This window comes from Streptomyces sp. 1114.5 (assembly GCF_003635085.1).
Lineage (GTDB): Bacteria > Actinomycetota > Actinomycetes > Streptomycetales > Streptomycetaceae > Kitasatospora.
In genome coordinates, this window is the sequence record NZ_RBXE01000003.1 from 255,505 (window position 1) to 281,149 (window position 25,645).

Below are 25,645 nucleotides of genomic sequence, written 5' to 3' on the forward strand. Positions count from 1 at the left end.
CGGACTCAGTGCAGCAGGACCGCAAGCAGCTCCGCCAGCGTCGGGCCCGCGTCGGCCGGGTGGCGGAGCTGCTTGCTCGCGATCACGTGGTAGTGGTTGGCGCGGCCCCGGCGCTCGTGGCTCAGGTACCCGGCCTGTTCGAGGTCGGCGATGATCCGCTGCACGGCCCGTTCGGTGAGCAGGCAGCGCGCCGCGATGTCGCGGACCCTGACGCCCGGATCCCGGGCGATCTGCACCAGCACCCGGGCGTGGTTGGTCAGGAAGGTCCACTGCCGGGTGGCCGTCGGGCGGTCGTCCATGACCTCAGGATATGGCCGCCGCTTCAGCGGGTCTCCGTCGTCGTTCACAAGTGGCGTCCTTCCCCTGCCTGGCCCGGCTCAGCCCTCCAGGGCGTTCGCGATCCGGTGCAGCACGCCGCCGCCGGGCGGGTGGCGCGGCGCCGTCTCGCGCACGGCCTGCATCCGCTCGCCGAGCTCGACGAGCTCCTTGCGGCCGAGGGCGGCCCGGATCGGCGGGAACCAGTCGCCCTCCTCCTGTTCCATGTGCCGCCCGACGGCGTCGATCAGCACGACGGTCTTGGCGTCGTAGCCCCCGTCGTCGGGGGTCATCCGGCTCAGCTCCTCGCACAGCATGTCGGCGACGTGGTGCTCCTCCTTGGCGCGGTCCATGTCCTCGGCGAGGTCGGGGATCTCCTGGCGGACCCTGGGGTAGAACAGCTCGTTCTCCAGGTAGGTGTGGACGGTCAGCGCCTCGACGATCTGTTCGACCGTCTCGCGCCGTGCCTGGACACCACCCTGCCCGTCGCCTTCGGCGAGCCCCTGGTAGGCGCGGAACAGGCGGCGGATCTCCTTGTGGTCCTCCCGCAGCAGGACGATGGCGTCGTGGGACATCGTGCGTCTCCTCCGTGACGAACCCCCGCGTGACGAATCCCCGCCCGTCCCGGCGTGTCCCCGACCGGCCCCGGCCCAAACGCCGGGGGCGGCTTCCCGGCGCAATCGTCCACCGGTCCCCACGCTCCCGGCCAGGACCCGCGGCACACGGCTCCGGCCCCCGCGTGACGTGGGGGCCGGAGCCGTGTGCCGGGCTCGTCCAGGTGGGGCGGGTGACGGGTGGCAGGGCTCAACCGGGGGTGATCCGACCGCGCCAGCCGCCTTCCTCGCGGCCCCGCTCCTCCATGAAGTCCTTGAAGCGCCGCAGGTCGCCCTTCACCCGACGGTCGATGACGCCCATCATGTCGCCGGCCTTCTCGGCCATGCCCTCGGGCCGGAAGTCGATCGCCATGTTGATGCGGGTGCGCCGGTCGTCGAGGCGCTGGAAGGTGACGACGCCCTTCTGCTCCACGTCGCCGTCCGTGGTGCGCCAGGCGATCCGCTCGTCGGGCAGCTGGTCGACGATCTCGGTGTCGAACTCGCGGGTGACGCCGCCGATCGTGGTCCGCCAGTGGTTGTGACGGTCGTCCAGCTGGGTCACCGAGTCGACACCCTCCATGAACCGCGGGAACTCCTCGAACTGCGTCCACTGGTTGTACGCGGAGTGCAGCGGGACGTCGACGTCGACGGATTCCTTCACGGTGCTCATCTGGGGTCTCCTCTCCGGTTGCGGCCGGGTCGCTCCCGGCCGACCGCGCGTCTGCCCGTCCGGTGGCGCCGTAACCATCCGCACACCATCCGATCGGGGCCGGGCGGCCGCGTCACGGTGCCTGGACGTCCGCCGCCGGCGGCTCCGGCTCCTCGTCGTCGCCGTCCTGCGGGTCCTCGGCCTTGGCCCGGACGTCCGCCGGGGTGGGCGCGGTGATCTCCCGCACCTCTGCGGACCGTTCCCGCGCCTGCTCGTCGCCTCGTAGCGCGTCCTCGTCGGGGGTCTTCATCTCATCGTCCTCTCACGGGGTGCGCCTCCTCCCTGAGCGGAGGAGCCACGGGGCGGCTGCCCCGCTCCGCTGCTTCCACACACCACCCGGCCCGGGCCCGCCCCCGCGCGGCGAGGTTTCGCCGCGCGCCACCCGGTTAGCCGCTCCGGCGGGGGATCCGTCGAGGAACCGAGGCTTGCCATGACCGCGTTCGGCTACTTCCTGTCCTGCGAGGAGTTCACCCCCGCCCAGCTGGTCGAGCAGGCCCGCATGGCGCAGCAGGCCGGCTTCACCCGGCTGGCGATCTCCGACCACTTCCACCCGTGGAACGACGCCCAGGGCAGCAGCCCGTTCGTGTGGGGCGTGATCGGTGCGCTGTCACAGGTGACCGACCTGCCGGTGACCACGCTGGTGACGTGTCCGACCGTACGGCTCCACCCGGCCGTCACCGCCCAGGCGGCGGCCACCGCGGACGTGCAGCTGGAGGGCGGACTGCGGCTGGGGGTGGGCACCGGCGAGGCGCTCAACGAGCACGTGCTGGGCGACCGCTGGCCGCCGTTCGACGTGCGGGCGGACATGCTGGAGGAGGCCGTCGCGGTGATGCGCGAGCTGTTCACCGGCGGGCTGGTCAACCACGGGGGCGCGCACTACACGGTCGAGAACGCCCGGCTCTACACGCCGCCGAAGCGGGGGCGCCTGCCCGTGTACGTCTCGGCGTTCGGCCCGAAGGCGGCCGAGCGGGCGGCGGGGTTCGCCGACGGGCTGGTCACCATGAGTCCGGACACCGAGCTGATCGGGCGCTACCGGGCGGCGGGCGGCGGCGGGCCGGTGCTGGGCGGGGTGAAGGTCTGCTGGTCGCCGGACCGCGAGCGGGCGGTCAAGACCGTCGACCGGCTGTGGCCGAGCGAGCTGCTGCCCGGCGAGCTCGCCCAGGTACTGCCCACGCCGCGGCACTTCGAGCAGGCGACCGCGCTGGTCACGGAGGAGATGGTGGCGCAGGCGGTCACCTGCGGGGACGACCCGCAGCAGCACGCCGACCGGCTGCGCAGCTACGTCGGGGCGGGCTTCGACGAGGTGTACGTGGGCCAGATCGGCCAGGAGCAGGAGGGGTTCTTCGACTTCTACCGCGAGCAGATCCTGCCGCAGATGGCCTGACCGCAAGGGAGCCCGGCATGACCGCCTTCCCCCCGTGGAGCCTGCGCGAGTACGCCCTCCTCGCCGACGGCGAGCGCGGCGCGCTGGTGGGCCCGTGCGGCGAGGTCGCCTGGCTGTGCGCGCCGCGCTGGGACGACGAGCCGCTGTTCGCCGGGCTGATCGGCGGCAGCGGGGTGTACGCGGTCACACCGGTGGGCCGGTTCGTGCCCGGCGGCGCGTACGAGGAGGGCGGGCTGGTGCGGCGCAGCCGGTGGGTCACCGGGAGCGGTGTGGTGGAGTGCCGGGAGGCGCTGGCCCTGCCCGCGGATCCGCACCGGCTGGTGCTGCTGCGGCGGTTGACCGCCGACTACGGGCCGGCCCGGCTGCGGGTGGTCCTGGAGCCGGGGACGGGCTTCGGGCCGGGCCGCGTCCGTGCTCCCCGCCGGACGGCGCACGGCTGGACGCTGCGCGCCGGCCGGCTGCGGCTGCGCTGGACGGGCGCCGACACCGCCCGCCCGGGCCCGGCCGCCGGGCGGCTGGCGGCGGAGGTCGTCCTGGAGCCGGGCGAGCGCCTGGACCTCGTCCTGGAGGTGTCCGACCGGCGCCCGGACGGGCCGCCGCCGGACCCGGAGCGCTGCTGGCGCGCGACCGAGCGCGCCTGGCGGGAGGCCGTGCCGGAGCTCGGGCACACCCTGGACGGGCGCGACGCCCGGTTCTCCTACGCGGTGCTGCGCGGGCTCACCTCGCCCGCCACCGGGGGCATGGTCGCCGCGGCGACCACCAGCCTGCCCGAGCGGGCCGAGGCCGGGCGCAACTACGACTACCGCTACGTCTGGATCCGCGACCAGTGCCTGGCCGGGCAGGGCGTCGCCGCGTGCGGGCCGTACCCGCTCCTCGACGAGGCCGTACGGTTCACCACCGCCCGGCTCACCGAGCACGGCCCGCAGCTCTCCCCCGCCTACACGGTGAGCGGCGGGCGGGTACCGGACCAGCACACCGTCGACCTGCCCGGCTACCCGGGCGGGCATGACCAGGTCGGCAACCGGATCTCCCGACAGTTCCAACTGGACGTCTTCGGCGAGGCGTTGCTGCTGTTCGCGGCGGCCGCCCGGCACGACCGCCTGGACCCGGACGCCCGGGCCGCCGTGCGCACCGCCGCCGACGCGATCGCCCGGCGGTGGCGCCGGCCGGACGCCGGCATCTGGGAGCTGGAGGACCGGGCGTGGACGCACAGCCGCCTGGTCTGCGCCGCCGGGCTGCGCGCGATCGCCCGGCCACGGGCGGCCGGCCCGGCCGACGTGCCGGACGGTCTGGCGGCGGACTGGAGCGCGCTGGCCGACCGCCTGTTGGCCCACACCTCCCGGCACGCCCTGCACCCCTCCGGCCGGTGGCAGCGCTCCCCCACCGACCCGGCACCCGACCTGGCCCTGCTGCTCCCCCCGGTCCGCGGTTTCCCGGCCCCCGACGACCCCCGTACGGTCGCCACCCTGCGCGCCTGCCGCGAGCAGCTGACGGTCGGCCATGTCGCCTACCGCTTCCGCCACGACGAGCGCCCCCTGGCCGAGGCCGAGGGCGCGTTCGTCCTGTGCGGCTTCCTGCTGGCCCTGGCCGAACACCAGCAGGGCCACGCCGTCGAGGCCGCCCGCTGGTTCGAGACCACCCGCGGCCTGTGCGGCTCGGCCGGCCTCTTCTCGGAGGAGTACGACCTGGCCCAGCGCCAGCAACGCGGCAACCTGCCCCAGGCGTTCGTGCACGCCGTGTTGCTGGAGTGCGCAGCCCGCCTGGCCACCCCGGCGCCCGGTTGAGCGGGCTTGCGGTCAACTGAGCGGCCTGGCCCGGCGGTTGACGCGCCTGCGGTCAGTCGACGGGCACCGGAGGTCGCACCAGACCGTCTTGCCGCGGGCCAGGGGGTACCAGCCCCAGTGCTGGGCGAGACGGGTGAGCAGGAAGAGGCCCAGGCCGCCGGCTTCCTGCACGTCGTGGGGCGGACGGGGTCGCGGGGGGCGGGGGCTGGTGTCGGTGACCTCGATGCGCAGGTGGCCGGTTTCGCGGAGCAGCAGCAGGGCGCCCGGGCCGTGGGTGTGGCGTACGGCGTTGCCGACGAGTTCGGAGACGAGCAGGACGGCGTCGGCGACCACCAGGGGGTCGCCGACGTCGGCGAGGAAGTCGGCGGTGAGGGCGCGTGCCTCGGCGACGGCACCAGGCCTGGCGGAGAACGGCAGCCACCGCGCCAACGGGCCCCGGGGCGGCGGACGCACGGAGGACGTTCTCGTCCCGTTCACGTGCTCGCACCTCCCTGGTGGCCTCGTCGGCCTCGGTGGCTTTGGTGACTTCGGTGGCTTCGCCTCAGCACCCTCAGTGGCCGAACAGGTGCAGGTGCCGGCGCCGAGTGGGCCTGGTGGGCTCGACGGGGGCGCCGACGTCGCGGTCGCCCTGTTCGGCGGCCCGCTCCTGCGGCGGGGCGAGCACCTGCTCGTCCTGCGGCTCGACGGCTGCCGCCCGGCGGGCGCGCCCGGCGGGCCGGACAGGACGGGCGAGGTACCGGGTGCGGCGGCCCCTCGCCAGCATGGCCAGGCCCAGGCAGAAGACCAGGGCGAGGCCCACGCCGGACAGGAAGATGCCCAGGGTGTCCATCGTCGCCAGGTCGTTGCCCAGGACCGTCACCTGGTAGTCGGGCCCGCCGGAGAGGTTGTCCGCGATCAGCAGCCCGGTGAAGGCACCGGACGCCGTCAAAAGCAAGAGTCCCAGCAGCAACATGAGGTTCCCTTCCGTCCCGTGTTCGTCCTCCCGCCCCCGTCGGATCGCGCCTACCCGGGCCGGGCCGGCCCTAACGGCCGTATCGGCCCCGACAGCCCGACGGCCTCAGTCGACCTGGACGGCGATCAGGCAGGTGTCGTCCTCGGTGTCGGCGGGGCTGAGTTCCAGGAGCCGGTCGAGGTAGTCCTCCAGGTCGGGGCCGGGTGCTCCGGCGGCGCGGATGAGCTGGTCGACGGAGTCCTCGACGGGGCGGTCCCGGCGTTCGACCAGGCCGTCGGTGTAGAGGAGCAGGACGTCGCCGGGGGCGAGGTGGGCGGTGTGCTCCTCGTAGCGGGCGTCCTCCAGGGCGCCGAGGAGGACGCCGTGCGGCATCGGCAGCACTTCGGCGCTCCCGGCGGCGAGGCGGATCGGCGGGAGGTGGCCGGCCCGGGCCCAGCGCAGTGCGCCGCCGGCCGGGTCGAGCAGGACGCAGACGGCGGTGGCGGTGACCTGGCCGGGTTCGCGCAGGGCGACCGTGTTGGCCCATTCCAGCAGCCGGCCCGGGCCGGCGCCGGTGACGGCGAGGCCGCGCAGCGCGTGCCGCAGCGCGACCATGCCGGTGGCCGCGCCGACACCGTGTCCGGCCACGTCCCCGACCGCGAGCAGGACCCGCTTGTCGGGCAGGAGCAGAACGTCGTACCAGTCGCCGCCGACCCGGTCGCGCTTGGCGGCGGGTCGGTAGCGGGCGGCGGCGTGCAGGCCGGTGGCGCCGAGCGGGGGTGGCGCGGTGGGCAGGATGGCCTGCTGGAGCCGCAGCGCCAGCCGCTCGCTCTCGGCGGTCTCCTGTTCGCTGTCGGCGAGCCGTTCCCGGGTGGCACCGAGGGCGACCTCCGTCCAGTGCTGGGCGGACACGTCGTGGTAGGCGCCGCGCACGGCGATGAGCCGGCCGTGGGTGTCGAGGACGGGTTCGGCGATCACCCGGGTGTAGCGGTGGGTGCCGTCCGGCCGGGCCAGCCGGAAGACGGCGGAGGCGGTCCGGTGCCGGTGGCGGACGGTGTCCAGCAGGCGCCGGATCGCGGGTTCGTCGTCGGGGTGGGTGTGCCGGGCGAGCCGGTCCAGTGGGACGGGCGCCGCGTCGGGCGCCAGCCCGTACAGCTCGTGCAGGCCCTCGCTCCAGCGGATCCGGCCGTCGGCGAGCTGTTCCTCGAACCCGGCGACCCGGGCTAGCCGCTGCGCCTGGCGCAACAGGGTGCTCTGCTCGTCGCCTCTGGCCATGAGGCTCTCCGGCTGCCAGCTGACCAGCAGCCGGCCGCCGAGCGGCGCGACGGCGAGCAGGACGGTGTCGGGGCCGGCGAATTCGCCGTCCTTGAAGACCAGCCGCACGTGCTCGCCGACGAGTGGGATCCCGGTCGTGTGCACCCGCAGCAGCCGGTCGAGGAGGCCGGTGGCGCAGGCGACGGGGTAGGTCTCCAGCAGCGAGGCGCCTTCCAGGGCTTCCCGGGGGCGGCCGCGCGGGTCGCGGAACCGCGCGTTGACCCGCAGCAGCGTGAAGTCGGCGACCCGTCCTTCGCGCAGGACGGGCTCCAGCAGCAGGGCGGGGGTGAGCAGCGCGTCCACCAGGGCGGCGGCCTCGTCGGCCGACGCGGGCGGCGGCGTCGAGGCCTGGCCGTGGGGGTGGCTGTCGGCGAGGAGGGTCGCGCAGAGGTCGGCGACGGCGCCCAACCGGCGGCGCTCGGGCCCGCCCAGGTCGGGGCCTGGTGCGGGCCACAGGATCTCCAGGGCGCCCCGGCAGCGGCCGTCGCCGAGCAGCGGGAGGACGGCCCGGGCCGATCCGGTGCCGACCGAGGGGCCGACCGTCCGCGGGTCGCCGGGCCACAGGTCCGTCCCGTCCTCGACGGCCCGCTGCGCCGGGGTGGCGACGCCGGGCGGGACGCGGCTCCAGGCCGCGGCCTCGGCGGCGGACAGCCCGATGTGGGCGGCGAGGGCCAGCGCCCCGCCCGGCAGGCGCTGCCAGACCGCGACGGCGTGGGCGCCGTGGGCCGGCCCCGCCTGGTCGAAGACGGTGTCGACGGCGTGCTGCAGGTCCTCGACGGCGGCGAGCGCGGGAGTCACGGCCGGTGTCACGTCCTGTGTCACGGCCGGTGCCGGCTCCTGCGCAGCGTCCGGCGGCGCACCCGGTACGGGCGGTGGCGCGGCGGACTGCCCGGCGATGTCGGCGGCCAGCGCGGCCACCGGCACGCCGGCCTCCCGGGCGAGCCGGGCGAGGCGGGCGGCGGCCTCGGCGGGCAGCAGGCCGAGGCGTTCGGCCAGGATGCCGGTGGCGAGGTCGACGACGGCGCGGGTACGGGCCTCGGCGTGCTGCTGCGCGGCCGCGCGCTGCAGGCGGCGGACGGTGTCCGCCAGGGCCCGCGCGGTCGCGTCCGGGGGCTCGTGCGCGGCGCCCTCGTGCGCTCCGCTCATGGCGCGTCCAGCCAGTGCCGCACCCGGTCGAGCAGGAGCGGGACGTCGACCGGCTTGGTGACGTGGTCGTCGGCGCCGGCCGCGAGGCTCTTGTCGCGGTCGCCGGGCATCGCCTGGGCGGTGACGACGACCACCGGCAGGTGGGCGAAGCGCTCGTCGGCGCGGATGGCGGCGATCGCGGCGTGACCGTCGAGGCCGGGCATCATGACGTCCATCAGGACGAGGTCGGTCTCGGGGCGGGTGCGGAGCAGGTCGAGCCCGGCGCGGCCGTCGGCCGCGTGCAGGACGGTGAGGCCGCGCTCTTCGAGGGCCGCGGCCAGTGCGAAGACGTTGCGGGCGTCGTCGTCGATGATCAGCACGGTGCGCCCGGCGAGGGCGGGGTCGACGGGCACGGCAGGCATGACGGCGGGCACGGCGGGCGCTACGGTCGGCACGAGCGGCCGCGCCCCGTCCAGCGGCAGGTAGAGCGTGAAGCGGCTGCCCTGCCCGGTGGTGGAGCTGACGGTGATGGTGCCGCCGAGCAACCGGGCGAGTTCACGGCTGATCGACAGCCCGAGGCCGGTGCCGCCGTAGCGGCGGCTGGTGGTGCCGTCGGCCTGCTGGAAGGCGCCGAAGATGGTGTCGAGGTGGGCGAGGTCGATGCCGATGCCGGTGTCCTCGATGTGGAAGGCGACCGCCGCGGGCGTCCGGCCGAGTTCGGGCGGCAGGTCCGGGGCTTCGACACGCTGGACCCGCAGTTCGACGCGCCCGGTGTCGGTGAACTTGACGGCGTTGGAGAGCAGGTTGCGCAGTACCTGGCGCAGCCGTGCCTGGTCGGTGACGAGCTCCTCCGGTACGGCCCGGTCGACGACGATCTCGAAGGTGAGGCCCTTCTGGTCGGCGAGCGGTTCGAAGGCCGACTCGACGTAGTCGAGCAGGTCGCGGGTGGCGAAGGGTTCGGGGGTGAGCTCCATCTTCCCGGCCTCGACCTTGGAGAGGTCGAGGATGTCGTTGATCAGCTGGAGCAGGTCGGCTCCGGCGGAGTGGATGACGCCCGCGTACTCGACCTGTTTGGGGGTGAGGTTGCCGGTGCCGTTCTCGGCGAGCAGCCGGGCGAGGATGAGCAGGCTGTTGAGCGGGGTGCGCAGTTCGTGGCTCATGTTGGCCAGGAACTCGGACTTGTACATCGAGGTGAGGCTCAACTGCCGGGCGCGTTCCTCCAGTTCCTGGCGGGCCTGTTCGATCTCCAGGTTCTTCGCCTCGATGTCCCGGTTGCGGTCGGCCAACAGGGCCGCCTTCTCCTCCAGTTCGGCGTTGGAGCGCCGCAGCTCCTCCTGCCCGGCCTGCAACTCCTCGGAGCGGGACTGGAGTTCGGCGGTGAGGCGCTGGGACTCGCCGAGCAGTTCGTCGGTGCGGGCGTTGGCGAGCAGGGTGCCGATGTTGACGCCGCATGCTTCGGTGAACTGTTCCAGGAAGTCGCGGTGGACCTGGGTGAAGGGGTGTACGGAGGCGAACTCCATGACGCCGAGCAGCCATTCCTCCAGGGCGATCGGCAGGATCACCAGCGAGCGGGCGTCGGTGGAGCCCGTCCCGGAGGCGATGGTGGCGTAGCCGGGCGGCAGGTCGTCGACGGCGATGGTCCGTCGGGTGCGGGCGGCCTGGCCGACCAGGGTCTCCCCCGTCCGCAGCCGCCGGCGCTCCCCCGCCGAACCCGAAGGCCCGGCCGACCCCGGCGCCCCCACCGACCCGGCCTCCCCCGCCGACCCGGCCGGGCGGCCGTAGGCGCTGATCAGCGCAAGCTCCGTACCGCCGCTCTCGCCCTCCTCGGCGAGGAAGAACGCGCCGTACTGGGCGCCGACCAGCGGTGTCAGCTCGTCGGTGATCATCTCGGCGACGGCCCGGATGTCCCGGCGGCCCTGGATGGCGGCGGAGAAGTGGGCGAGGTTGGTCTTCAGCCAGTCCTGTTCCTGGTTGGCGAGGGTGGTGTCGCGCAGGGAGCCGACCATGGCGTTGATGTTGTCCTTGAGGTCGGCGACCTCCCCGGAGGCGTCGACGGTGATCGAGCGGGTCAGGTCTCCGGCGGCGACGGCGCTGGTGACCTCGGCGATCGCGCGGACCTGCCGGGTGAGGTTGCCGGCGAGCTCGTTGACGTTCTCGGTGAGCCGCTTCCAGGTGCCGGAGACACCCTCGACCCGGGCCTGTCCGCCGAGGCGCCCCTCGCTGCCGACCTCCCGGGCCACCCGGGTGACCTCGGCGGCGAACGAACTCAGCTGCTCCACCATGGTGTTGACGGTGGTCTTCAGCTCCAGGATCTCCCCGCGCGCGTCCACGTCGATCTTGCGGCTGAGGTCGCCCTCGGCGACGGCCGTGGTGACCTGGGCGATGTTGCGGACCTGGCTGGTGAGGTTGTGCGCCATGAAGTTGACGTTGTCGGTGAGGTCCTTCCACGTCCCGGCGACGTTGGGCACCCGGGCCTGGCCGCCGAGGATGCCCTCGGTGCCGACCTCCCGGGCGACCCGGGTCACCTCGTCGGCGAAGACCGACAGGGTGTCCACCATGGTGTTGATCGCCGCCGCGAGGGCGGCCACCTCGCCCTTGGCCTCCACCGTGATCTTCCGGGACAGGTCGCCGCGGGCGACCGCGGTGGCCACCTCGGACATCGAGCGGACCTGGCCGGTGAGGTTGTCCGCCATCACGTTGACGTTGTCGGTGAGGTCCTTCCACGTCCCGGACACGCCCCGGACGGTGGCCTGGCCGCCCAGGTTCCCGGCCGTGCCGACCTCCCGGGCCACCCGGGTCACCTCGTCGGCGAACGCGGACAGCTGGTCGACCATCGTGTTGATGGTCTCCTTGAGCTCCAGGATCTCCCCGCGCGCGTCCACCCGGATCTTCTGGGTGAGGTCGCCCTCCGCGACGGCGGTGGTCACCTCGGCGATCGCGCGGACCTGCCGGGTGAGGTTGTCCGCCATGACGTTGACGGACTCGGTGAGGTCGCGCCAGGTGCCGGAGACGTCCCGGACGTCCGCCTGCCCGCCGAGCCGACCGTCGGTGCCGACCTCCCGGGCCACCCTGGTCACCTCGGCCGCGAAGGAGCCGAGCTGGTCGACCATGGTGTTGATGGTCGTCTTGAGCTCCAGGATCTCGCCGCGCGCGGTGACCGAGACCTTCTGGGTGAGGTCGCCCCCGGCGACCGCCGTGGCGACCTCGGCGATGGCGCGGACCTGGGCGGTGAGGTTGCCCGCCATGAAGTTCACCGAGTCGGTGAGGTCCCGCCAGGTGCCGGCCACGGCGGGGACGCGGGCCTGGCCGCCCAGGCGGCCCTCGGTGCCGACCTCCCGGGCCACCCTGGTCACCTCGTCGGCGAACGCGGACAGCTGGTCGACCATCGTGTTCACGGTGTTCTTGAGCTCCAGGATCTCGCCGCGGGCGTCCACCTCGATCTTCTGGGTGAGGTCCCCCTTGGCGACGGCCGTGGTCACCTGGGCGATGTTGCGCACCTGCCAGGTCAGGTTGCCCGCCATCGCGTTCACCGAGTCGGTCAGCTCCAGCCAGGTCCCGGCCGCGTCCGGCACCTGGGCCTGGCCGCCCAGGCGTCCGTCGGTGCCGACCTCCCGGGCCACCCGCGTCACCTCGGAGGTGACCCGCGCCAGCTGGTCGGCCATGCCGTTGAAGACCGTGGCGATCTCGCCGTGCAGGCCGGGCCGGTCGGCGGTGAGCCGGGTACGGAAGTCGCCGTCGCGCACCGCCGTCAGCCCGGCGAGCAGCTGCCGCAGCGCCTGCTCGGCCGGGTCCGCCTGGTGCGCCTCGTCCGCCTGGTGCGCCCGGTCCCGCTGCTCCGACGGGCCTGCCGGCTGCACACCGGACACCGGGTGCTCGTCCATGCGTCTCACCGTCCGGATCGGCCGCACGGTCGGAGTGTGCCGACGGGCCACCCCGGCCCGAGGGCGGCGGGGACCGCCCTGCTCCTACTGTGCCACCGCCGCGTGAAGGACGACAGACTTAGCAGGTGTCGGCCGACCCTCGCGACGGCCCCGTACACCCGCCCTCAGCCCGGCACCGCCTCCCGGATCGGGAACGCGTCCGTCGCGCCGGTGAGTTCGAGCATGCGCAGGACCAGCGGCCGGGGCCGGGCCAGCTCGATGCGGCTGCCGTCGGCCGCCGCGCGCGCCTGGGCCCGGAGGATGGCGTTGAGACCGCTGGAGTCGCAGAACTCCAGCCCCGCGCAGTCGAGCACGACCACCACGCCGGGGCCGGTCAGGGCCGCGTCGACGGCGGCGCGCAGTCCGCCGGCCGCGTCGAAGTCGAGTTCGCCGGACAGGGTGAGGACGGTGCCGCGGGCCCACGGCCGGGGCCGCGCGGTGAAGGCGCCCGGGCCCCGGTCGGGCTGGATGGGGGGTGATCGGCGGGTCATGGTCTCGGTTCCTTCCGTTTCCGGGCCCGGCGGCGTCGGGGCCGCCCGGCGGGCCGCAGGCGGGCGTTCAGGGGGCGGAACCCTCCTGGCCCCGGCGGGCGCGGACGAGGACCCGGCCGGTCATGGCACCCCCGTACACCGTGTACCCGACGCCGATCAGCCAGGACTGGACGATCAGGACGGTTCCCACCGTCCCGTAGGACACCGCGTTGGACACCAGCAGCGGCGCGAACACCAGGCGGGAGAAGAGATGGAGCCCCGCCAGCGCGAGGACGGTCGCGACCGCCCCCGGGAACAGGTCACGGGCCGGAACGTGACCGGCCAGCAGCAGGTGCTGGAGCCACCAGAAGAGCAGGAGACCGGCGAGGACGGTGACGCCGATCCGGAACGTCGGCTGGGCGCCCGAGCCGTGCCAGGGGGAGCCGCTCCAGGCGGCCAGCACGATGTAGCCGACGAGCGCGGCCAGACCGATGGTCTGGCGCCAGACCGCGTGCCACGCACCCCGGTCCGTCCGCCAGATCCGCTGGTAGACGCCCTGCACGGACCCCATCAGGGAGACGCCGAAGACCGCCAGGGCGGCCAGGCCGACCCCCGTGGTGGTGCTGAGGATCTGACCCCGCGAGGCGAACAGCCGGTGGACGGCGACCGAGCCGCGGCCGCGCACGCCGAGGGCGTCGATGATCCACTGCGCGATGCCGGTGCTGCGCGCGGGAAACGCTGCGGCGATGACGATCAGCAGCGGCACCAGGGTGACGAAGAACAGCGCTGCGAACGCCAGCGAGCGTTGCAGGATCTCGATCCTGCAGCCCTCGTCCCACAGGTCCTCCGCCCGCCCCCTCAGGCCCCGCCACGAGGTGCGCAGCACGCCGCCGAACCGGCCCTTGGCCCCGGCCCCGGTCCCGGCGTCGCGGCGCGAGCCCGCCGCTCTGGTGGACATGGGCCGTCCTCCTTCCGATCCGGTGCCTGCCCTGACCAGGCGCCTGCCCGGGGCGTCCCCGGACAAACGGCCGGTCCTGCGCCTGCCGCGCCCCGGAATCCTCCGGTGATCCGGCTTCGGGCCCAAGGGCTCAAGGGCTCAAGGGCTCGGGCGTCATGCGGTCCGGTACCCGGCGGCCCGGGCGGGCGCCAGGCGCAGCCCGTGGCCGGGGGCGCCGTCGGCGCCGGGGGTGACGGTGCCGCCGGTGGGGTCGAGGGTGCCGTCGAAGAGCAGCCGCTCGATCCGGACGTGGTCGTGGAACCACTCCAGGTGGCGGCAGTTGGGGACGGCTGCGGCGGCATGGGCGTGCAGGTGGGGGGCGCAGTGGGCGGAGACGTCCAGGCCGTGCGCCTGGGCGAGGGCGGCGGTGCGCAGCCAGCCGGTGAGGCCGCCGCAGCGGGTGGCGTCGGCCTGGAGGCAGTCGACGGCGGGCAGCATGCGGGCGAAGTAGGCGAGGTCGTAGCCGTACTCCCCGGCGGTGACGTCGGGGGTGACGGCGTCGCGCACGGCGCGCAGGCCGGTGAGGTCGTCGGAGGAGACGGGCTCCTCGAACCAGGTGACGCCCTGGTCGGCGAGGGCGGCGCCGATCCGGACGGCCTGTTTGCGGCGGTAGCCGCCGTTGGCGTCGGTGTAGAGCTCGGCGCGGTCGCCGACGGCGGCGCGGGCGGCCCGTACCCGCTTGAGGTCGCGCCGTTCGCGGGTGCCCCAGGACTCGCCGATCTTGATCTTGACGCGGGGGATGCCCTGGTCCTCGGTCCAGTGGCGCAGCTGCCGTTCCTGGCGCCGGGCGGAGTAGGTGGTGAAGCCGCCGCTGCCGTACACGGGGACGGGCCGGGCGGCGCCGCCGAGCAGCCGGGCGAGCGGCAGGTCGAGCAGGTGGCCGCGCAGGTCCCACAGGGCGAGGTCGACGGCGGAGAGGGCGCCGGCGACCAAGCCGGGGCGGCCGGTGTTGCGCACTGCCCGGTTCATGGCCTCGTGGGCGCCGCCGGTGTCGTGCGGGTCGCGGCCGGTGACCAGCGGGGCGAGCTCGTCGCGGATGACGGCGGCGGTGGCGGGTGCGCCGTAGGTCCAGCCGAGGCCGGTGTGCGGGCCGCTGGCGGCCTCGGCCAGGATCAGGGTGGTGTGGTCCCAGGCGAGGGTGCCGTCCGCCTCGGGGGCGTCGGTGGGGACGGTGTAGACCTGCACGCCGATCCGGTCGACGCGGCGCTCGGCGGCGCCCGCAGTGTCGACGCGGCGGCTCACGGCGGTGCCCGCAGTCCCGAGCGGGCGCCGGCCGCGAGGAGGCCGGCGGCCCGGTCGACCAGCGCCATGATGGTGAGCGCGGGGTTGGCGCTGCCCTGGGTGGGGAGCACGCTGCCGTCGGTGATCAGCAGGTTGGGCACGGCGAAGGTGCGCAGCCGGTGGTCGACGACGCCGCCGAAGCGGTCGGCGGCCATCCGGCAGCCGCCGACCAGGTGGGCGTAGCGGTCGATGGTGATGACCTCCTGGGCGCCCGCGGCGCGCAGGACGGACTCCATCACCTCGCGGGCGGCCCGGATCAGCCGGCGGTCGTTCTCGCACTGGGAGAAGGAGAACTCGGCGACGGGCAGCCCGTACCGGTCGGTCTCGGCGGCGAGGGTGACCCGGTTGTCGGGCTGGGGCAGCAGTTCGGCCATCGCGCCGAGGGTGGCCCAGTGGACGTAGTCGCGGAGGTAGGCGCGCAGGTCGGCGCCCCAGTGGCCCTGGGCGACGACGTGCTCGGCCCAGGTGACGGGCAGCGGGGAGATGTTCTGGATGGTGAAGCCGCGCTTGTACGGGCGGTCGGGGCCGGTCTCGTAGTACTGCTCGGTGGAGACCTCGGGCGGCGGGGCCTTGTAGGCGCGGACCTCCTCCTCGAAGCGGCCGGAGGTCTGCGGCGCGCCCTGCACCATGACGTAGCGGCCGACCAGGTCGTGCTCGTTGCACAGGCCGTCGGGGAAGCGGCGGCAGGCGGAGTTGAGCAGCAGGCGCGGGGTCTCGATGGCGTAGCCGGCGAGGGCGACGGTGCGGGCGCGCTGGAGGTGTTCGCGGCCGTGGTGGTGGTAGCGCACGCCGCGGGCGAGGCCGTCGGGGCCGAGTTCGACGGCGGTGACCATCGAGTCGGCGCGGATCTCGGCGCCGTGCGCGAGCGCGTCGGGGACGTGGGTGATCAGCGGGGAGGCCTTGGCGTTGACCTTGCAGCCCTGCAGGCAGAAACCGCGGTAGATGCAGTGCGGGCGGCGGCCGAAGCGGCCGTTGGTGATGGCGACGGGGCCGACCCTGGCCTGGATGCCGAGCGCGGCGGCGCCGCGCAGGAAGATCTCGCCGTTGCCGCCGACGGGGTGCGGCGGGTGCGGGTAGGGGTGCGGCTCGCCCCAGGGCCAGTACTGGCCGGCGACGGGGAGTTCGTGTTCCAGGCGGCGGTAGGAGTCGCGCAGGTCGGCGTAGGCGATCGGCCAGTCGGCGCCGACGCCGTCGAGGCTGTGGGTGCGGAAGTCGGAGGGGTGGAAGCGGGGCGCGTAGCCGGCGAAGTGGACCATCGAACCGCCTACGCCTCGGCCGGAGTTGTTGGAGCCCAGCGGCACCGGGTCGGTGCCGGAGACGACCCGCGGTTCGGTCCAGTACAGGTGGTGGGAGCCGGCCTCGTCGCTGACCCAGTCGGTGAGCGGGTCCCAGAACGGCCCGGCCTCCAGGACGACGACGCTCCAGCCGTGCCGGGCCATCCGCTGGGCGAGGGTGGCGCCGCCGGCGCCGCAGCCGACGATCAACAGGTCGACCTCGTCGCTGTCGCGGTAGCGGCGCATGTCGCGCAGCAGGGCGTGGTCGAAGCCGCGGCCGTCGCGCGGCAGCAGCCAGGCGGAGGCGTTGGTGCGGCGGATCTCGCGCTCGGCGGCGGCGGTCCCGGCCCGTACGGTCTCGACGGCGGCGCGCAGTCGGGAGTGCCGCCCGGGGTCGGTGGCGGGAGGCGGGGAGTGGGCGGGCCGGTGGTCGGGGGGCCGGGGCGGGTCGGGGTGGGCGTCGGCGACCTCCCAGGGTTCGCGCAGGCCCACGCCGAGGCGCAGGTAGCCGCGGGGGTGGGCGGGGCCGCCGAAGCCGATCTCGTTCCAGGCGGCGGGGTGGGCGTAGTAGGCGGTGCAGGCGTAGCGGGTCCACAGGCTCCAGACGTGCCGGGCGGGCAGGCCGTGCCAGCGCTCGCCGTGCAGGTCCCGCACCCGGCCGACGAGGGCGCGCTGCTGTACGGCGGTGAGCGCGGCGAACGGGCCGTCGGCGTCCTCGTCCAGGGCCCGCAGGGTGCGGCGCCAGGCTTCGTCGTCCTGGGGCATGTCGGCGTAGCGCCAGCCGTCGGTCTCGCGTTCGGCGAGCCGGGCGTCGATCATGGCGAGCAGCGGGGGCTCCGGGTGGTCGAGCAGCAGGTCGAGCAGGGCACGGGCGGTGGACTCCTCGGCCGGGGTGAAGAAGCGCAGCGGCGGCTGCGGGCCGCTGGTGCGGGCGAGGACGACGGCGGCCGTCTCGCGGTCCCAGTGGCGGGACTGGGAGAGCACGTCGTAGCCGGGGAAGCGGGCCTCGGGCCGGGCCTCAGGCATCGCGCGACTCCCGGCGCAGGACGGCGGCCAGCAGGCCCATCCCGCCGACCAGGCTCATCAGCAGCGGGGCGAACAGCGGCGGGCCCATCTCGACGTTGTAGCGGGCCATCGCCCAGCCGCCGGGCTTCTCGGCGATGCCGCGCACGTGCAGGTAGGTGCCCTGGAGGCCGTTGGCGGTGATGGCGGCGGAGGCGACCGGGAGCAGGGTGTGGGCGGCGCGCGGGCTGAGCGCGCCGGCGACGCCGGCCGCCGCGCCGACGGGGCCGAGCCACACCGGCCACCACATGACGCGGTTGCCGAAGCCGGCCCGGTCGTGCTCCAGGTAGATCTCGGCGGCGGTGATCACCGAGCCGGCGGCGGTGGCGAGGGCGAGCGAGCGCTGGAAGCGGCCGCTGCGGAGATTGCGCACCGCGAGGCCGGTGAGGCCGGTGATACCGGTGAGGCCGGTGATACCGGTGGCGCCGACGGCGGGGCCGGTGGTGCCGTCAGTGGTGCCCATGCCGGCCTCCGAAGGAGGGCAGGAGCTCCTGGAGCTTGGCCCGGAAGCCCTGGCGGACCATCGCGGCGCGGTCGGCGTCCCCGCGCAGGACGGCGGCGGTGGCGGCCTGGATCTGGTCCCAGGTGGCGTGCGGCGGGATGGGCGGCACGGCCGGGTCGGTGCGCAGCTCCAGCACGTACGGGCGGTCGGCGGCCAGGGCGCGCTCCCAGCCCTCGGGGACGTCGCCGGGCTCGTTGGCGCGGGCGGCGGCGAGGCCGAGCGTGCGGGCGAAGCCGGCGTAGTCGACGTCGGGGAGCTCCTGCGAGGGCAGGAAGGAGGGGGCGCCCTGCATGGCGCGCATCTCCCAGGTGACCTGGTTGAGGTCGCGGTTGTTGAGCACGGCCACGACCAGGCGCGGGTCGTCCCACTGCTGCCAGTACTTGGCGACGGTGATCAGCTCGGCGAGGCCGTTCATCTGCATGGCGCCGTCGCCGACGATGGCGATGGCGGGCCGGTCGGGGTGCGCGAACTTGGCGCCGATCGCGTACGGCACGCCCGGGCCCATGGTGGCCAGGGTGCCGGAGAGGGTGCCGCGCATCCGGCCGCGCATCCGCAGGTGGCGGGCGTACCAGTTGGCGGCGGAGCCGGAGTCGGCGGTGATCATGGCGTCGTCGGGCAGCAGGTGGTCGAGGGCGTGGATCGCGTACTCGGGGTTGATCGGGTCGGCCTCGACCTCGGCCCGGCGCTCCATCACCTCCCACCACCGTTCGGTGTTGTCGCAGACGGTGCGCTGCCAGTCGCGGTCCTCCTTGCGGATCAGCAGCGGCAGCAGCGCGTCCAGGGTGGCGGCGGAGTCGCCGACCAGGTTGACCTCGTACGGGTAGCGCAGGCCGACCATGAACGGGTCGAGGTCGATCTGCACGCCCCTGGCCTGGTCGAACTCCGGCAGGAACTGGGTGTACGGGAAGGAGGAGCCGATGGTGAGCAGGGTGTCGCAGTCGCGCATCAGCTCGTAGGAGGGGCGGGTGCCGAGCAAGCCGATCGACCCGGTGACGTAGGGCAGGACGTCGGGGAGGGCGTCCTTGCCGAGCAGCGCCTTGGCGACGCCGGCGCCGAGCAGTTCGGCGGTCTCCTGGACCTGCCGGCGGGCGTGCCGGGCGCCCTGGCCGACCAGCATCGCGACCTTGCGGCCGGCGTTGAGCACCTGCGCGGCGCGCAGCAGCTCGTCCTGCTCGGGGACGACCGTCCAACGCGGGTTGCCCAGGCTGGAGGGCACCATCTTGAAGGCGTGCTCCGGCGGGCTGTAGTCCAGTTCCTGGACGTCGGCGGGGACGATGACGGCGGTCACGGTGCGACGGGCGGCGGCGGTGCGCAGCGCCCGGTCCAGGACGTTGGGCAGCTGCTCGGGGACGGTCACCATCTGGCAGTACTCGGCGGCGACGTCCTTGAACAGGGTGAGCAGGTCCACCTCCTGCTGGTAGGAGCCGCCCATGGCGCTGCGGTCGGTCTGGCCGACGACGGCGACCACCGGGACGTGGTCGAGCTTGGCGTCGTAGAGCCCGTTGAGCAGGTGGATCGCCCCCGGCCCCGAGGTCGCCACGCACACTCCGGTGCGGCCGGAGAACTTGGCGTAACCGACGGCTTCGAACGCGGCCATCTCCTCGTGCCGGGCCTGGACGAAGACCGGGTGGTTGTCGGCCCGGCCCCAGGCGGAGAGCAGGCCGTTGATGCCGTCGCCGGGGTAGCCGAAGACGTGGTCGACGTCCCAGTCCCGCAGCCGTTCCAGGATGTGGTCGGAAACCTTCGAGGTCACGGTGCTCCTCCTTCACCGGGCGGCCCCCCGCCCTGCGGCTATCCGCTGCGGGGGGACGGAAACGCCCGGCGGGAGGGGAAATCAGGACGGGTCCTGGGCGAGCTCCGCGGGCTCCGCCGACGCGACCGACTCAGGTGCTCCGTCGGCCCAGCCGGGGGCGTCGCGGTCCTCCAGCTGCTCGCGCAGCCGGGCCAGGGTGGCGCTGAGCAGCCGCGAGACGTGCATCTGGGAGACGCCGATCCGCCCGGCGATCTCGGACTGGGTGCAGCCGTCCCAGAACCGCAGCTTGAGGACGGTCTGCTCGCGCCGGGGCAGGTCGGCGAGCAGCGGGCGCACGGCGGTGCGGAACTCCGCGAGTTCGACGCCCGGGTCGCAGTCGCCGAGCCGGTCGAGTATGGCGCTGCCGCTCTCGTCGGCGTCCTGGTCGCGCAGCGCGTCCAGGGAGTTGGGCCGGTGGACGCGGCCGGCGATCAGCCCGTCGAGCACCTGCTCCTCGGTGAGGTGGAGGTCCTCGGCGATCTCGTCGGGGTGCGGGAGCCGGCCGAGTTGCTGTTCCAGCCGGTCGGAGCCGCGGGCGACGGCCAGGTACAGCTCCTGCATGCTGCGCGGGACGCGGACCGGCCAGGAGGTGTCGCGGAAGAACCGTTTGACCTCTCCGGCGATGGTGGGGATGGCGTAGGTGACGAACTCGACGCCGCGGTGCGGGTCGTAGCCGTCGACGGCCTTGATCAGGCCGATCGTGCCGACCTGGAGGATGTCGTCCATCTCCTCGGCGCGGTGCCGGAAGCGGGCGGCGATGAAGCGCACCAGCGGCATGTTGAGTTCGATGATCGTGCCGCGGACGTAGCTGTAGGCGTGGCTCTCGCGGGGGAGGCCGGCCAGGCGCTCGAACAGCGCGTCGCTGAGCTCGCGGGCCTCGGACTTGCCCATCGTCCGCAACTCGGCCGGGCTCGGCCGCTGCGGCACCCCGGCGGGCGGGCCGCTCGGCGCGCCGGCACGGGGGACAGTTTCCGGAAGTGTGGACACGTGGTTCTCCTGGGGCAGCGGAAAGGAGCGGCGGAGGGGGCCCCGGGTATCGCAGACGGACTCGCAGTCGCTCGCTGCGGGCCCTCGGATCCCCCCGCGGCCGCCGCACGACTCCTTCTACCCGATATACGACATAGAATTCATGTTTCGGCTGATTCCTTCCGATTTCTCCGGGTACACGCCGGGTCACACCAGCCTCGGCCACCAAGGACCACGAGAGGAGGGGCCGCCATGCCCCGAGGATCCAGTCCCAAGCGGGAGCGTCAGTACGAGCACATCAAGGAGAGCGCCCTCGACCGGGGCGAGAGCGAGAAGCGGGCCGAGGAGATCGCCGGCCGGACGGTCAACAAGGAACGCGCCCGGCACGGCGAGTCCAAGACCGCCAGCCGCTCCTCCATCCACGACGTCTCCTCCGGCCACCGCGGCGGCAAGCGCTCGCACAGCGGCGCCCAGGGACCGACCTACGACCAGCTGTACAACGAGGCCAAGCACCGCAACATCCACGGCCGCTCGAAGATGAACAAGCGCCAGCTGGCCGACGCCCTGGGCCGCTGACCGACCACTGCTGACCGACCGCCGCTGACCGACCACGGACCCGGCCGCCGACCCCACCGCGGCGGCGGCCCGGCCGTTCGGGTGAAGCCCGCGAGCGCGGGCGAGCCCCGTCCGGCCGAGCCGCCTCCGCACGGTATGGCTATCCGGAACACAGACCGGAGCGGACGGGAGGAGCGGCGTGCCGCTGTCGAGATGGCGGGAACGGGCCGGGCAGCGGGCCGGGCGGGCGGCCGAGGACGCGGCGGTCGCACTGGACCGCCGGCTGCCGCTGTTCGACGGCGCCAAGGGCCTGCTGCGCAAGGTCTTCCCCGACCACTGGTCGTTCCTGCTCGGCGAGTTGGCGCTCTACACCTTCGTGCTGCTGCTGTTGACCGGCGTGTTCCTGACCCTGTTCTTCACCCCGTCCATGACCGAGACCGTCTACGCCGGGACGTACCCGCCGCTGCGCGGGGTGCGGGTGTCCCAGGCGTACGCCTCGACGCTGGCGATCAGTTTCGACGTGCGCGGCGGCCTGCTGATCCGCCAGATCCACCACTGGGCGGCACTGGTCTTCACCGCCGCGATCTGCGCGCACCTGCTGCGGATCTTCTTCACCGGCGCGTTCCGCCGCCCCCGCGAGGTCAATTGGCTGGTGGGGCTGACCCTGTTCCAACTCGCCCTGCTGGAGGGCTTCGCAGGCTACTCGCTGCCCGACGACCTGCTGTCCGGCACCGGGCTGCGCACCGCCCAGGGCTTCATCCTGTCGATCCCGCTGGTCGGCAGCTACCTGAGCTTCTTCCTCTTCGGCGGGGAGCCGCCCGGACACGACATCGTCCCGCGGCTGTACAGCGCGCACATCCTGCTGTTGCCGGGCCTGCTGGTGGCCCTGGTCACGGCGCACCTGATCCTGGTCTTCCACCTCAAGCACACCCAGTGGGCCGGCCCCGGGCGCACCAACCGCAACGTCGTCGGCAAGCCGATGTTCCCGCACTTCTCCGCCCAGACCGCGGGCCTGATGGCGATGGTCTTCGGGGTCATCGCCCTGGCCGGGGCCCTCGCCCAGGTCAACCCGATCTGGCTGTACGGGCCCTACCGCCCCGACCAGGACTCCACCGACGCGCAGCCGGACTGGTACATGGGGTTCATCGAGGGCGCACTGCGGCTGATGCCCGGCGCCGAGACCCGGCTGTGGGGCCACTCCATCCCCTGGAACCCGCTGATCCCGGCCGTGCTGTTCCCCGGCCTCTTCTTCGCCGTCCTGTACGGCTACCCGTTCTTCGAGCGCTGGATCACCCCGGGGACGGGCGAGCAGCACCTGTGCGACCGCCCGCGCAACCGGCAGACCCGGACGGCGCTGGGGGTCGCGGGGGTGTGCTTCTACGTCGTGCTGCTGGTCGCCGGCGGGCAGGACGTCGTCGCCCGCGCCCTGGACGTGCCGGTGGAGGGCCTGAACCTGGTCCTGCGGGTGAGCCTGTTCGTCCTCCCGGTCGCGGCGTTCTGGGTCACCCGGCGGCTCTGCCTGGCCCTGCAGGAGCGGGACGGCGAGCGGGTGGCGCGGGGCGAGGAGACCGGGTACGTCCGCGAGGCCGTGGAGGGCGCCTTCCACGGCGAACACCGGCCGCTGCCCGCCGGCCTGCGCCACACCCTGGCCCGGCGCGACGCCCCGCCCCCGCTGCCCGCCCCGGGCCCCGGCGCCTCCCGCCCCGCCCGGCTGCGGGCCGGGCTGAGCTCCTGGTACTACCGGGACACCGTGGAACCGCCGCCTTCGCCTCGCACGCCGGAACCGGAGCCCGAACCCGATCCGGGTCCGGAGCCGGCCGAGCTCCCCTGACCGGCCGGCCTCACTGCCCGCGCTGGGCGTACTGGAAGACGAAGCCCAGGACGCCCGCGCCGGTCACCCCCATGCCGATGACGAACAGCCACAGGGCGTACACCAGACCGAGCCCGGCGAGTGCCACGCCCGCGGCGGTGAGCAGCGGGTAGTAGCTGCGGGGCGCGAAGAACTCCAGCGGTCCGGCGCCGGTGACGACCTCGGCGTCGGTGGTGTCCTGCGGCCGGACGCCGCGGCGGGAGTACTGGGTGCGGAAGAAGAACGCGACGAGTGCGGACATCAGGAAGGCCACGACCAGCGCGGCCTTGCCGGCCGGCTCGCGCGCGAACCAGCCGTAGACCGAGGCGGCCGCGGCGAAGAACAGCGCGACCCCGGCGAACAGGTAGGACTCGGTCTTCACGACGGATTCTCCTCGGCTCGTCCTGCGTTGCGTGCTTCGAGCGCGTCCATCGCCATGCGCGAGTGCTCCGGGTGGTGCAGGTCGAAGGCCGGGCCCTCGGAGCGGATCCGGGGCAGGGCGTGGAAGTTGTGCCGCGGCGGCGGGCAGGAGGTCGCCCACTCCAGCGAGCGGCCGTAGCCCCACGGGTCGTCCTCCTCGACCTTCACCCCGTGCCGGGCGGTGTGCCAGACGTTGTACAGGAAGGGCAGGGTCGACAGGCCCAGCAGGAACGCCCCGATCGAGGAGACGGTGTTCAGCGCGGTGAAGCCGTCCGAGGGCAGGTAGTCGGCGTAGCGGCGCGGCATGCCCTGGGCGCCGAGCCAGTGCTGGACGAGGAAGGTGATCTGGAAGGCGGGCAGCAGCATCCAGAAGTGGATCCTGCCGAGCCGTTCGTCCAGCATCCGGCCGGTGATCTTGGGCCACCAGAAGTAGAAGCCGGCGAACATCGCGAACACCACCGTCCCGAACAGGACGTAGTGCAGGTGGGCGACCACGAAGTAGCTGTCGGTGACGTGGAAGTCGATCGGGGGCGCGGCCAGCAGAACACCGGTCAGCCCGCCGAGGAGGAAGGTCACCAGGAACCCGAGGGCGAACAGCATCGGCGTCTCGAAGGAGAGCGAGCCGTTCCACATGGTGCCGACCCAGTTGAAGAACTTCACCCCGGTCGGCACCGCGATGAGCAGCGAGGCCAGGGAGAAGAACGGCAGCAGCACCTGGCCGGTGGCGAACATGTGGTGGGCCCAGACGACCGCGGACAGCGCGGTGATCGCGATGGTCGCACCGATCAGCCCGCGGTAGCCGAAGATCGGCTTGCGGCTGAAGACCGGCAGGACCTCCGAGATGATCCCGAAGAAGGGCAGCGCCACGATGTACACCTCGGGGTGGCCGAAGAACCAGAACAGGTGCTGCCACAGCAGCGCCCCGCCGTTGGCCGGGTCGAAGACGTGGGTACCGAGCTTGCGGTCCGCCTCCAGCGCGAACAGGGCCGCCGTGAGCGGGGGGAAGGCGAGCAGCGCGAGGATCGAGGTGAACAGCACGTTCCAGGTGAAGACCGGCATCCGGAACAGCGTCATCCCGGGGGCGCGCAGGCAGACGATGGTGGTGATGAAGTTGACGGCCCCCAGGATGGTGCTCAGGCCCGCCACGATCAGGCCGACGGCCCACAGGTCGGCGCCCGTCCCCGGGCTGCGGATCGGCCCGTTCAGCGGGGCGTAGGCGAACCAGCCGAACGACGCCGCGCCGCTGTTCGTCAGGAACCCGCCGACCACCATCAGGCCGCCGAACAGGTACACCCAGTACGTGAAGGCGTTCAGCCGGGGGAAGGCCACGTCGGGCGACCCGATCTGCAGGGGCATCACGGCGTTCGCGAAACCGGCGAAGGTCGGCGTGGCGAACAGCAGCATCATGATCGTGCCGTGGATGGTGAACAGCTGGTTGTACTGCTCGTTGCTCACCAGCTGCAGCCCCGGCCGCATCAGCTCCGCGCGCATCAGCATCGCCAGCAGCCCGGCGAACAGGAAGAAGCAGAACGCCGTCGTCAGGTACAGGTTGCCGATGGCCTTGTGGTCCGTCGTGCTCAGCCACCGCAGCAGCGTCGAGCCCTGACGCCGGCGCCGGCGCGGCCCGCCGGACGCTCGACGGGCCGCGGACCGCTGCAGGGTCTCCGCCATCGGTCTCCTCCTCCTGTCCTCGCTGCCGGACCGCGCGCACCCCACCGGGCACGGGCTGCGACCATGCAACCACCTGTGGTCACGGGGGTGCCGAAACGGCCGGGCCGGGCGCGCCGCGCGCCGACCTGCCGATGCGATCGGGGTGATTACGCGGCGGAAGTCCGGGCAGACGCCGGGGCGACGGAAGACACCGCCGAGGAACGCACAGCGGAGGAGGCCACCCATGATCATCCTCGGAGTGATCCTGCTGATCATCGGTTTCGTCACCGGAATCAGCATCCTGTGGTCCATCGGGATCGTCCTCGTCCTCATCGGGCTCGTCCTGTGGATCCTCGGGGCCGTGGGCCACGCCGTGGGGGGCCGATCCCACTACTGGTGATGACGTCTGCCGACCGGACGTCCTCACAACGAGACGTCCCCGCAACCGGAGGAGTGCACCCGATGGGTACCGACGACAAGCTGCGCAACGCCGCCGAGAAGGCCAAGGGCAAGGTCAAGGAGACCGCCGGGCGGGCCACAGGGGACCGCACGTTGGAGGCGAAGGGCCGCGCCGAGAAGATGAAGGGCGACCTGAAGCAGGCCGGCGAGAAGATCAAGGACGTGGGCAAGGACTGATCCGGCGCCCGCCGATCGACCACGCCGATCGACCACGCCGATCGACCACGAGAACACGAGAACACGAACAGCCACCGCGGCCCGGTGCCCTGCACCGGGCCGCCGAGGAGGCGGTC

General features: G+C 73.7%; 23 protein-coding genes. 6 read left to right on the plus strand and 17 right to left on the minus strand.

Annotation, left to right across the window (positions count from 1 at the left end; all coding sequences use genetic code 11):
- Positions 1 to 5 precede the first annotated feature (5 nt).
- From BX285_RS32510 to BX285_RS37625, 4 genes are all read right to left on the minus strand, one after another.
- On the minus strand, positions 6 to 299 hold the full coding sequence (locus tag BX285_RS32510) for a helix-turn-helix domain-containing protein (protein ID WP_097240677.1): 294 nt from the start codon (positions 297 to 299) through the stop codon (positions 6 to 8).
- A gap of 78 nt (positions 300 to 377) precedes the next feature.
- Entirely contained in the window at positions 378 to 890 is a 513-nt protein-coding gene (locus BX285_RS32515) for a hemerythrin domain-containing protein (protein ID WP_121179237.1), read from the minus strand.
- A 229-nt stretch (positions 891 to 1,119) separates the two neighbouring features.
- On the minus strand, positions 1,120 to 1,578 hold the full coding sequence (locus tag BX285_RS32520) for an SRPBCC family protein (protein WP_121179238.1): 459 nt from the start codon (positions 1,576 to 1,578) through the stop codon (positions 1,120 to 1,122).
- A gap of 112 nt (positions 1,579 to 1,690) precedes the next feature.
- Complete coding sequence (locus BX285_RS37625; RefSeq protein ID WP_183107306.1) at positions 1,691 to 1,867, minus strand: hypothetical protein; 177 nt, start codon at positions 1,865 to 1,867, stop codon at positions 1,691 to 1,693.
- Between the two features lie 180 nt (positions 1,868 to 2,047).
- Between BX285_RS37625 and BX285_RS32525 the strand changes: the two genes are divergently transcribed.
- Positions 2,048 to 3,001 (plus strand): TIGR03557 family F420-dependent LLM class oxidoreductase, encoded by a 954-nt coding sequence (locus BX285_RS32525; protein WP_097240673.1) that lies wholly within the window; start codon positions 2,048 to 2,050, stop codon positions 2,999 to 3,001.
- A gap of 17 nt (positions 3,002 to 3,018) precedes the next feature.
- Positions 3,019 to 4,785, plus strand: a complete 1,767-nt coding sequence (locus BX285_RS32530; RefSeq protein WP_121179239.1) for a glycoside hydrolase family 15 protein — start codon at positions 3,019 to 3,021, stop codon at positions 4,783 to 4,785.
- 12 nt (positions 4,786 to 4,797) lie between these two features.
- Here the strand turns inward: BX285_RS32530 and BX285_RS37630 are convergent, their stop codons facing one another.
- The 11 genes from BX285_RS37630 to BX285_RS32585 all read right to left on the minus strand — a co-directional run bounded on the left by BX285_RS37630 (position 4,798) and on the right by BX285_RS32585 (position 20,440).
- Entirely contained in the window at positions 4,798 to 5,238 is a 441-nt protein-coding gene (locus tag BX285_RS37630; RefSeq protein ID WP_179853115.1) for an ATP-binding protein, read from the minus strand.
- 97 nt (positions 5,239 to 5,335) lie between these two features.
- Positions 5,336 to 5,737, minus strand: a complete 402-nt coding sequence (locus BX285_RS37635) for a hypothetical protein (protein WP_183107307.1) — start codon at positions 5,735 to 5,737, stop codon at positions 5,336 to 5,338.
- A gap of 105 nt (positions 5,738 to 5,842) precedes the next feature.
- Positions 5,843 to 8,176: a SpoIIE family protein phosphatase gene (locus BX285_RS32545; protein ID WP_097240670.1), complete on the minus strand. Its 2,334-nt coding sequence runs from the start codon at positions 8,174 to 8,176 to the stop codon at positions 5,843 to 5,845.
- Positions 8,173 to 12,036: a HAMP domain-containing protein gene (locus tag BX285_RS32550; RefSeq protein ID WP_121179241.1), complete on the minus strand. Its 3,864-nt coding sequence runs from the start codon at positions 12,034 to 12,036 to the stop codon at positions 8,173 to 8,175. The genes BX285_RS32545 and BX285_RS32550 overlap by 4 nt, the downstream gene beginning before the upstream one ends.
- Before the next feature lie 164 nt (positions 12,037 to 12,200).
- Positions 12,201 to 12,566, minus strand: coding sequence for an STAS domain-containing protein (locus tag BX285_RS32555; RefSeq protein WP_121179242.1), 366 nt, complete (start codon positions 12,564 to 12,566; stop codon positions 12,201 to 12,203).
- Between the two features lie 67 nt (positions 12,567 to 12,633).
- Positions 12,634 to 13,503 carry a ribonuclease BN gene (locus tag BX285_RS32560; protein WP_257033187.1) on the minus strand — a complete coding sequence of 290 codons (870 nt, stop codon included), beginning with the start codon at positions 13,501 to 13,503 and terminating at the stop codon, positions 12,634 to 12,636.
- 153 nt (positions 13,504 to 13,656) lie between these two features.
- Positions 13,657 to 14,784 carry an enolase C-terminal domain-like protein gene (locus BX285_RS32565; RefSeq protein ID WP_121179243.1) on the minus strand — a complete coding sequence of 376 codons (1,128 nt, stop codon included), beginning with the start codon at positions 14,782 to 14,784 and terminating at the stop codon, positions 13,657 to 13,659.
- Complete coding sequence (locus BX285_RS32570; RefSeq protein ID WP_121179244.1) at positions 14,781 to 17,123, minus strand: GMC family oxidoreductase; 2,343 nt, start codon at positions 17,121 to 17,123, stop codon at positions 14,781 to 14,783. The genes BX285_RS32565 and BX285_RS32570 overlap by 4 nt, the downstream gene beginning before the upstream one ends.
- Complete coding sequence (locus BX285_RS32575) at positions 17,116 to 17,622, minus strand: hypothetical protein (protein WP_259470936.1); 507 nt, start codon at positions 17,620 to 17,622, stop codon at positions 17,116 to 17,118. The genes BX285_RS32570 and BX285_RS32575 overlap by 8 nt, the downstream gene beginning before the upstream one ends.
- The gene (locus BX285_RS32580; protein ID WP_121179245.1) at positions 17,609 to 19,414 is read right to left on the minus strand and encodes a thiamine pyrophosphate-requiring protein; all 1,806 of its coding nucleotides are present in this window, start codon (positions 19,412 to 19,414) and stop codon (positions 17,609 to 17,611) included. The genes BX285_RS32575 and BX285_RS32580 overlap by 14 nt, the downstream gene beginning before the upstream one ends.
- Positions 19,415 to 19,495: 81 nt before the next feature.
- Positions 19,496 to 20,440 (minus strand): SigB/SigF/SigG family RNA polymerase sigma factor, encoded by a 945-nt coding sequence (locus tag BX285_RS32585; protein WP_257033186.1) that lies wholly within the window; start codon positions 20,438 to 20,440, stop codon positions 19,496 to 19,498.
- Between the two features lie 231 nt (positions 20,441 to 20,671).
- On the opposite strand from BX285_RS32585, the gene BX285_RS32590 reads away from it, so the two are divergent.
- Positions 20,672 to 20,995 (plus strand): plasmid stabilization protein, encoded by a 324-nt coding sequence (locus BX285_RS32590; protein WP_121179246.1) that lies wholly within the window; start codon positions 20,672 to 20,674, stop codon positions 20,993 to 20,995.
- 178 nt (positions 20,996 to 21,173) lie between these two features.
- Complete coding sequence (locus BX285_RS32595) at positions 21,174 to 22,805, plus strand: ubiquinol-cytochrome c reductase cytochrome b subunit (RefSeq protein WP_121179247.1); 1,632 nt, start codon at positions 21,174 to 21,176, stop codon at positions 22,803 to 22,805.
- A 10-nt stretch (positions 22,806 to 22,815) separates the two neighbouring features.
- On the opposite strand, the gene BX285_RS32600 is transcribed toward BX285_RS32595, so the two are convergent.
- Positions 22,816 to 23,205 (minus strand): cytochrome c oxidase subunit 4, encoded by a 390-nt coding sequence (locus BX285_RS32600; RefSeq protein ID WP_097240660.1) that lies wholly within the window; start codon positions 23,203 to 23,205, stop codon positions 22,816 to 22,818.
- Positions 23,202 to 24,914 carry a cytochrome c oxidase subunit I gene (ctaD, locus tag BX285_RS32605; RefSeq protein ID WP_121179248.1) on the minus strand — a complete coding sequence of 571 codons (1,713 nt, stop codon included), beginning with the start codon at positions 24,912 to 24,914 and terminating at the stop codon, positions 23,202 to 23,204. The genes BX285_RS32600 and ctaD overlap by 4 nt, the downstream gene beginning before the upstream one ends.
- A 223-nt stretch (positions 24,915 to 25,137) precedes the next feature.
- On the opposite strand from ctaD, the gene BX285_RS37640 reads away from it, so the two are divergent.
- Positions 25,138 to 25,293, plus strand: a complete 156-nt coding sequence (locus tag BX285_RS37640; RefSeq protein ID WP_097240658.1) for a DUF6131 family protein — start codon at positions 25,138 to 25,140, stop codon at positions 25,291 to 25,293.
- A gap of 62 nt (positions 25,294 to 25,355) precedes the next feature.
- Positions 25,356 to 25,529 carry a CsbD family protein gene (locus BX285_RS32610; RefSeq protein ID WP_097240657.1) on the plus strand — a complete coding sequence of 58 codons (174 nt, stop codon included), beginning with the start codon at positions 25,356 to 25,358 and terminating at the stop codon, positions 25,527 to 25,529.
- Positions 25,530 to 25,645 lie beyond the last annotated feature (116 nt).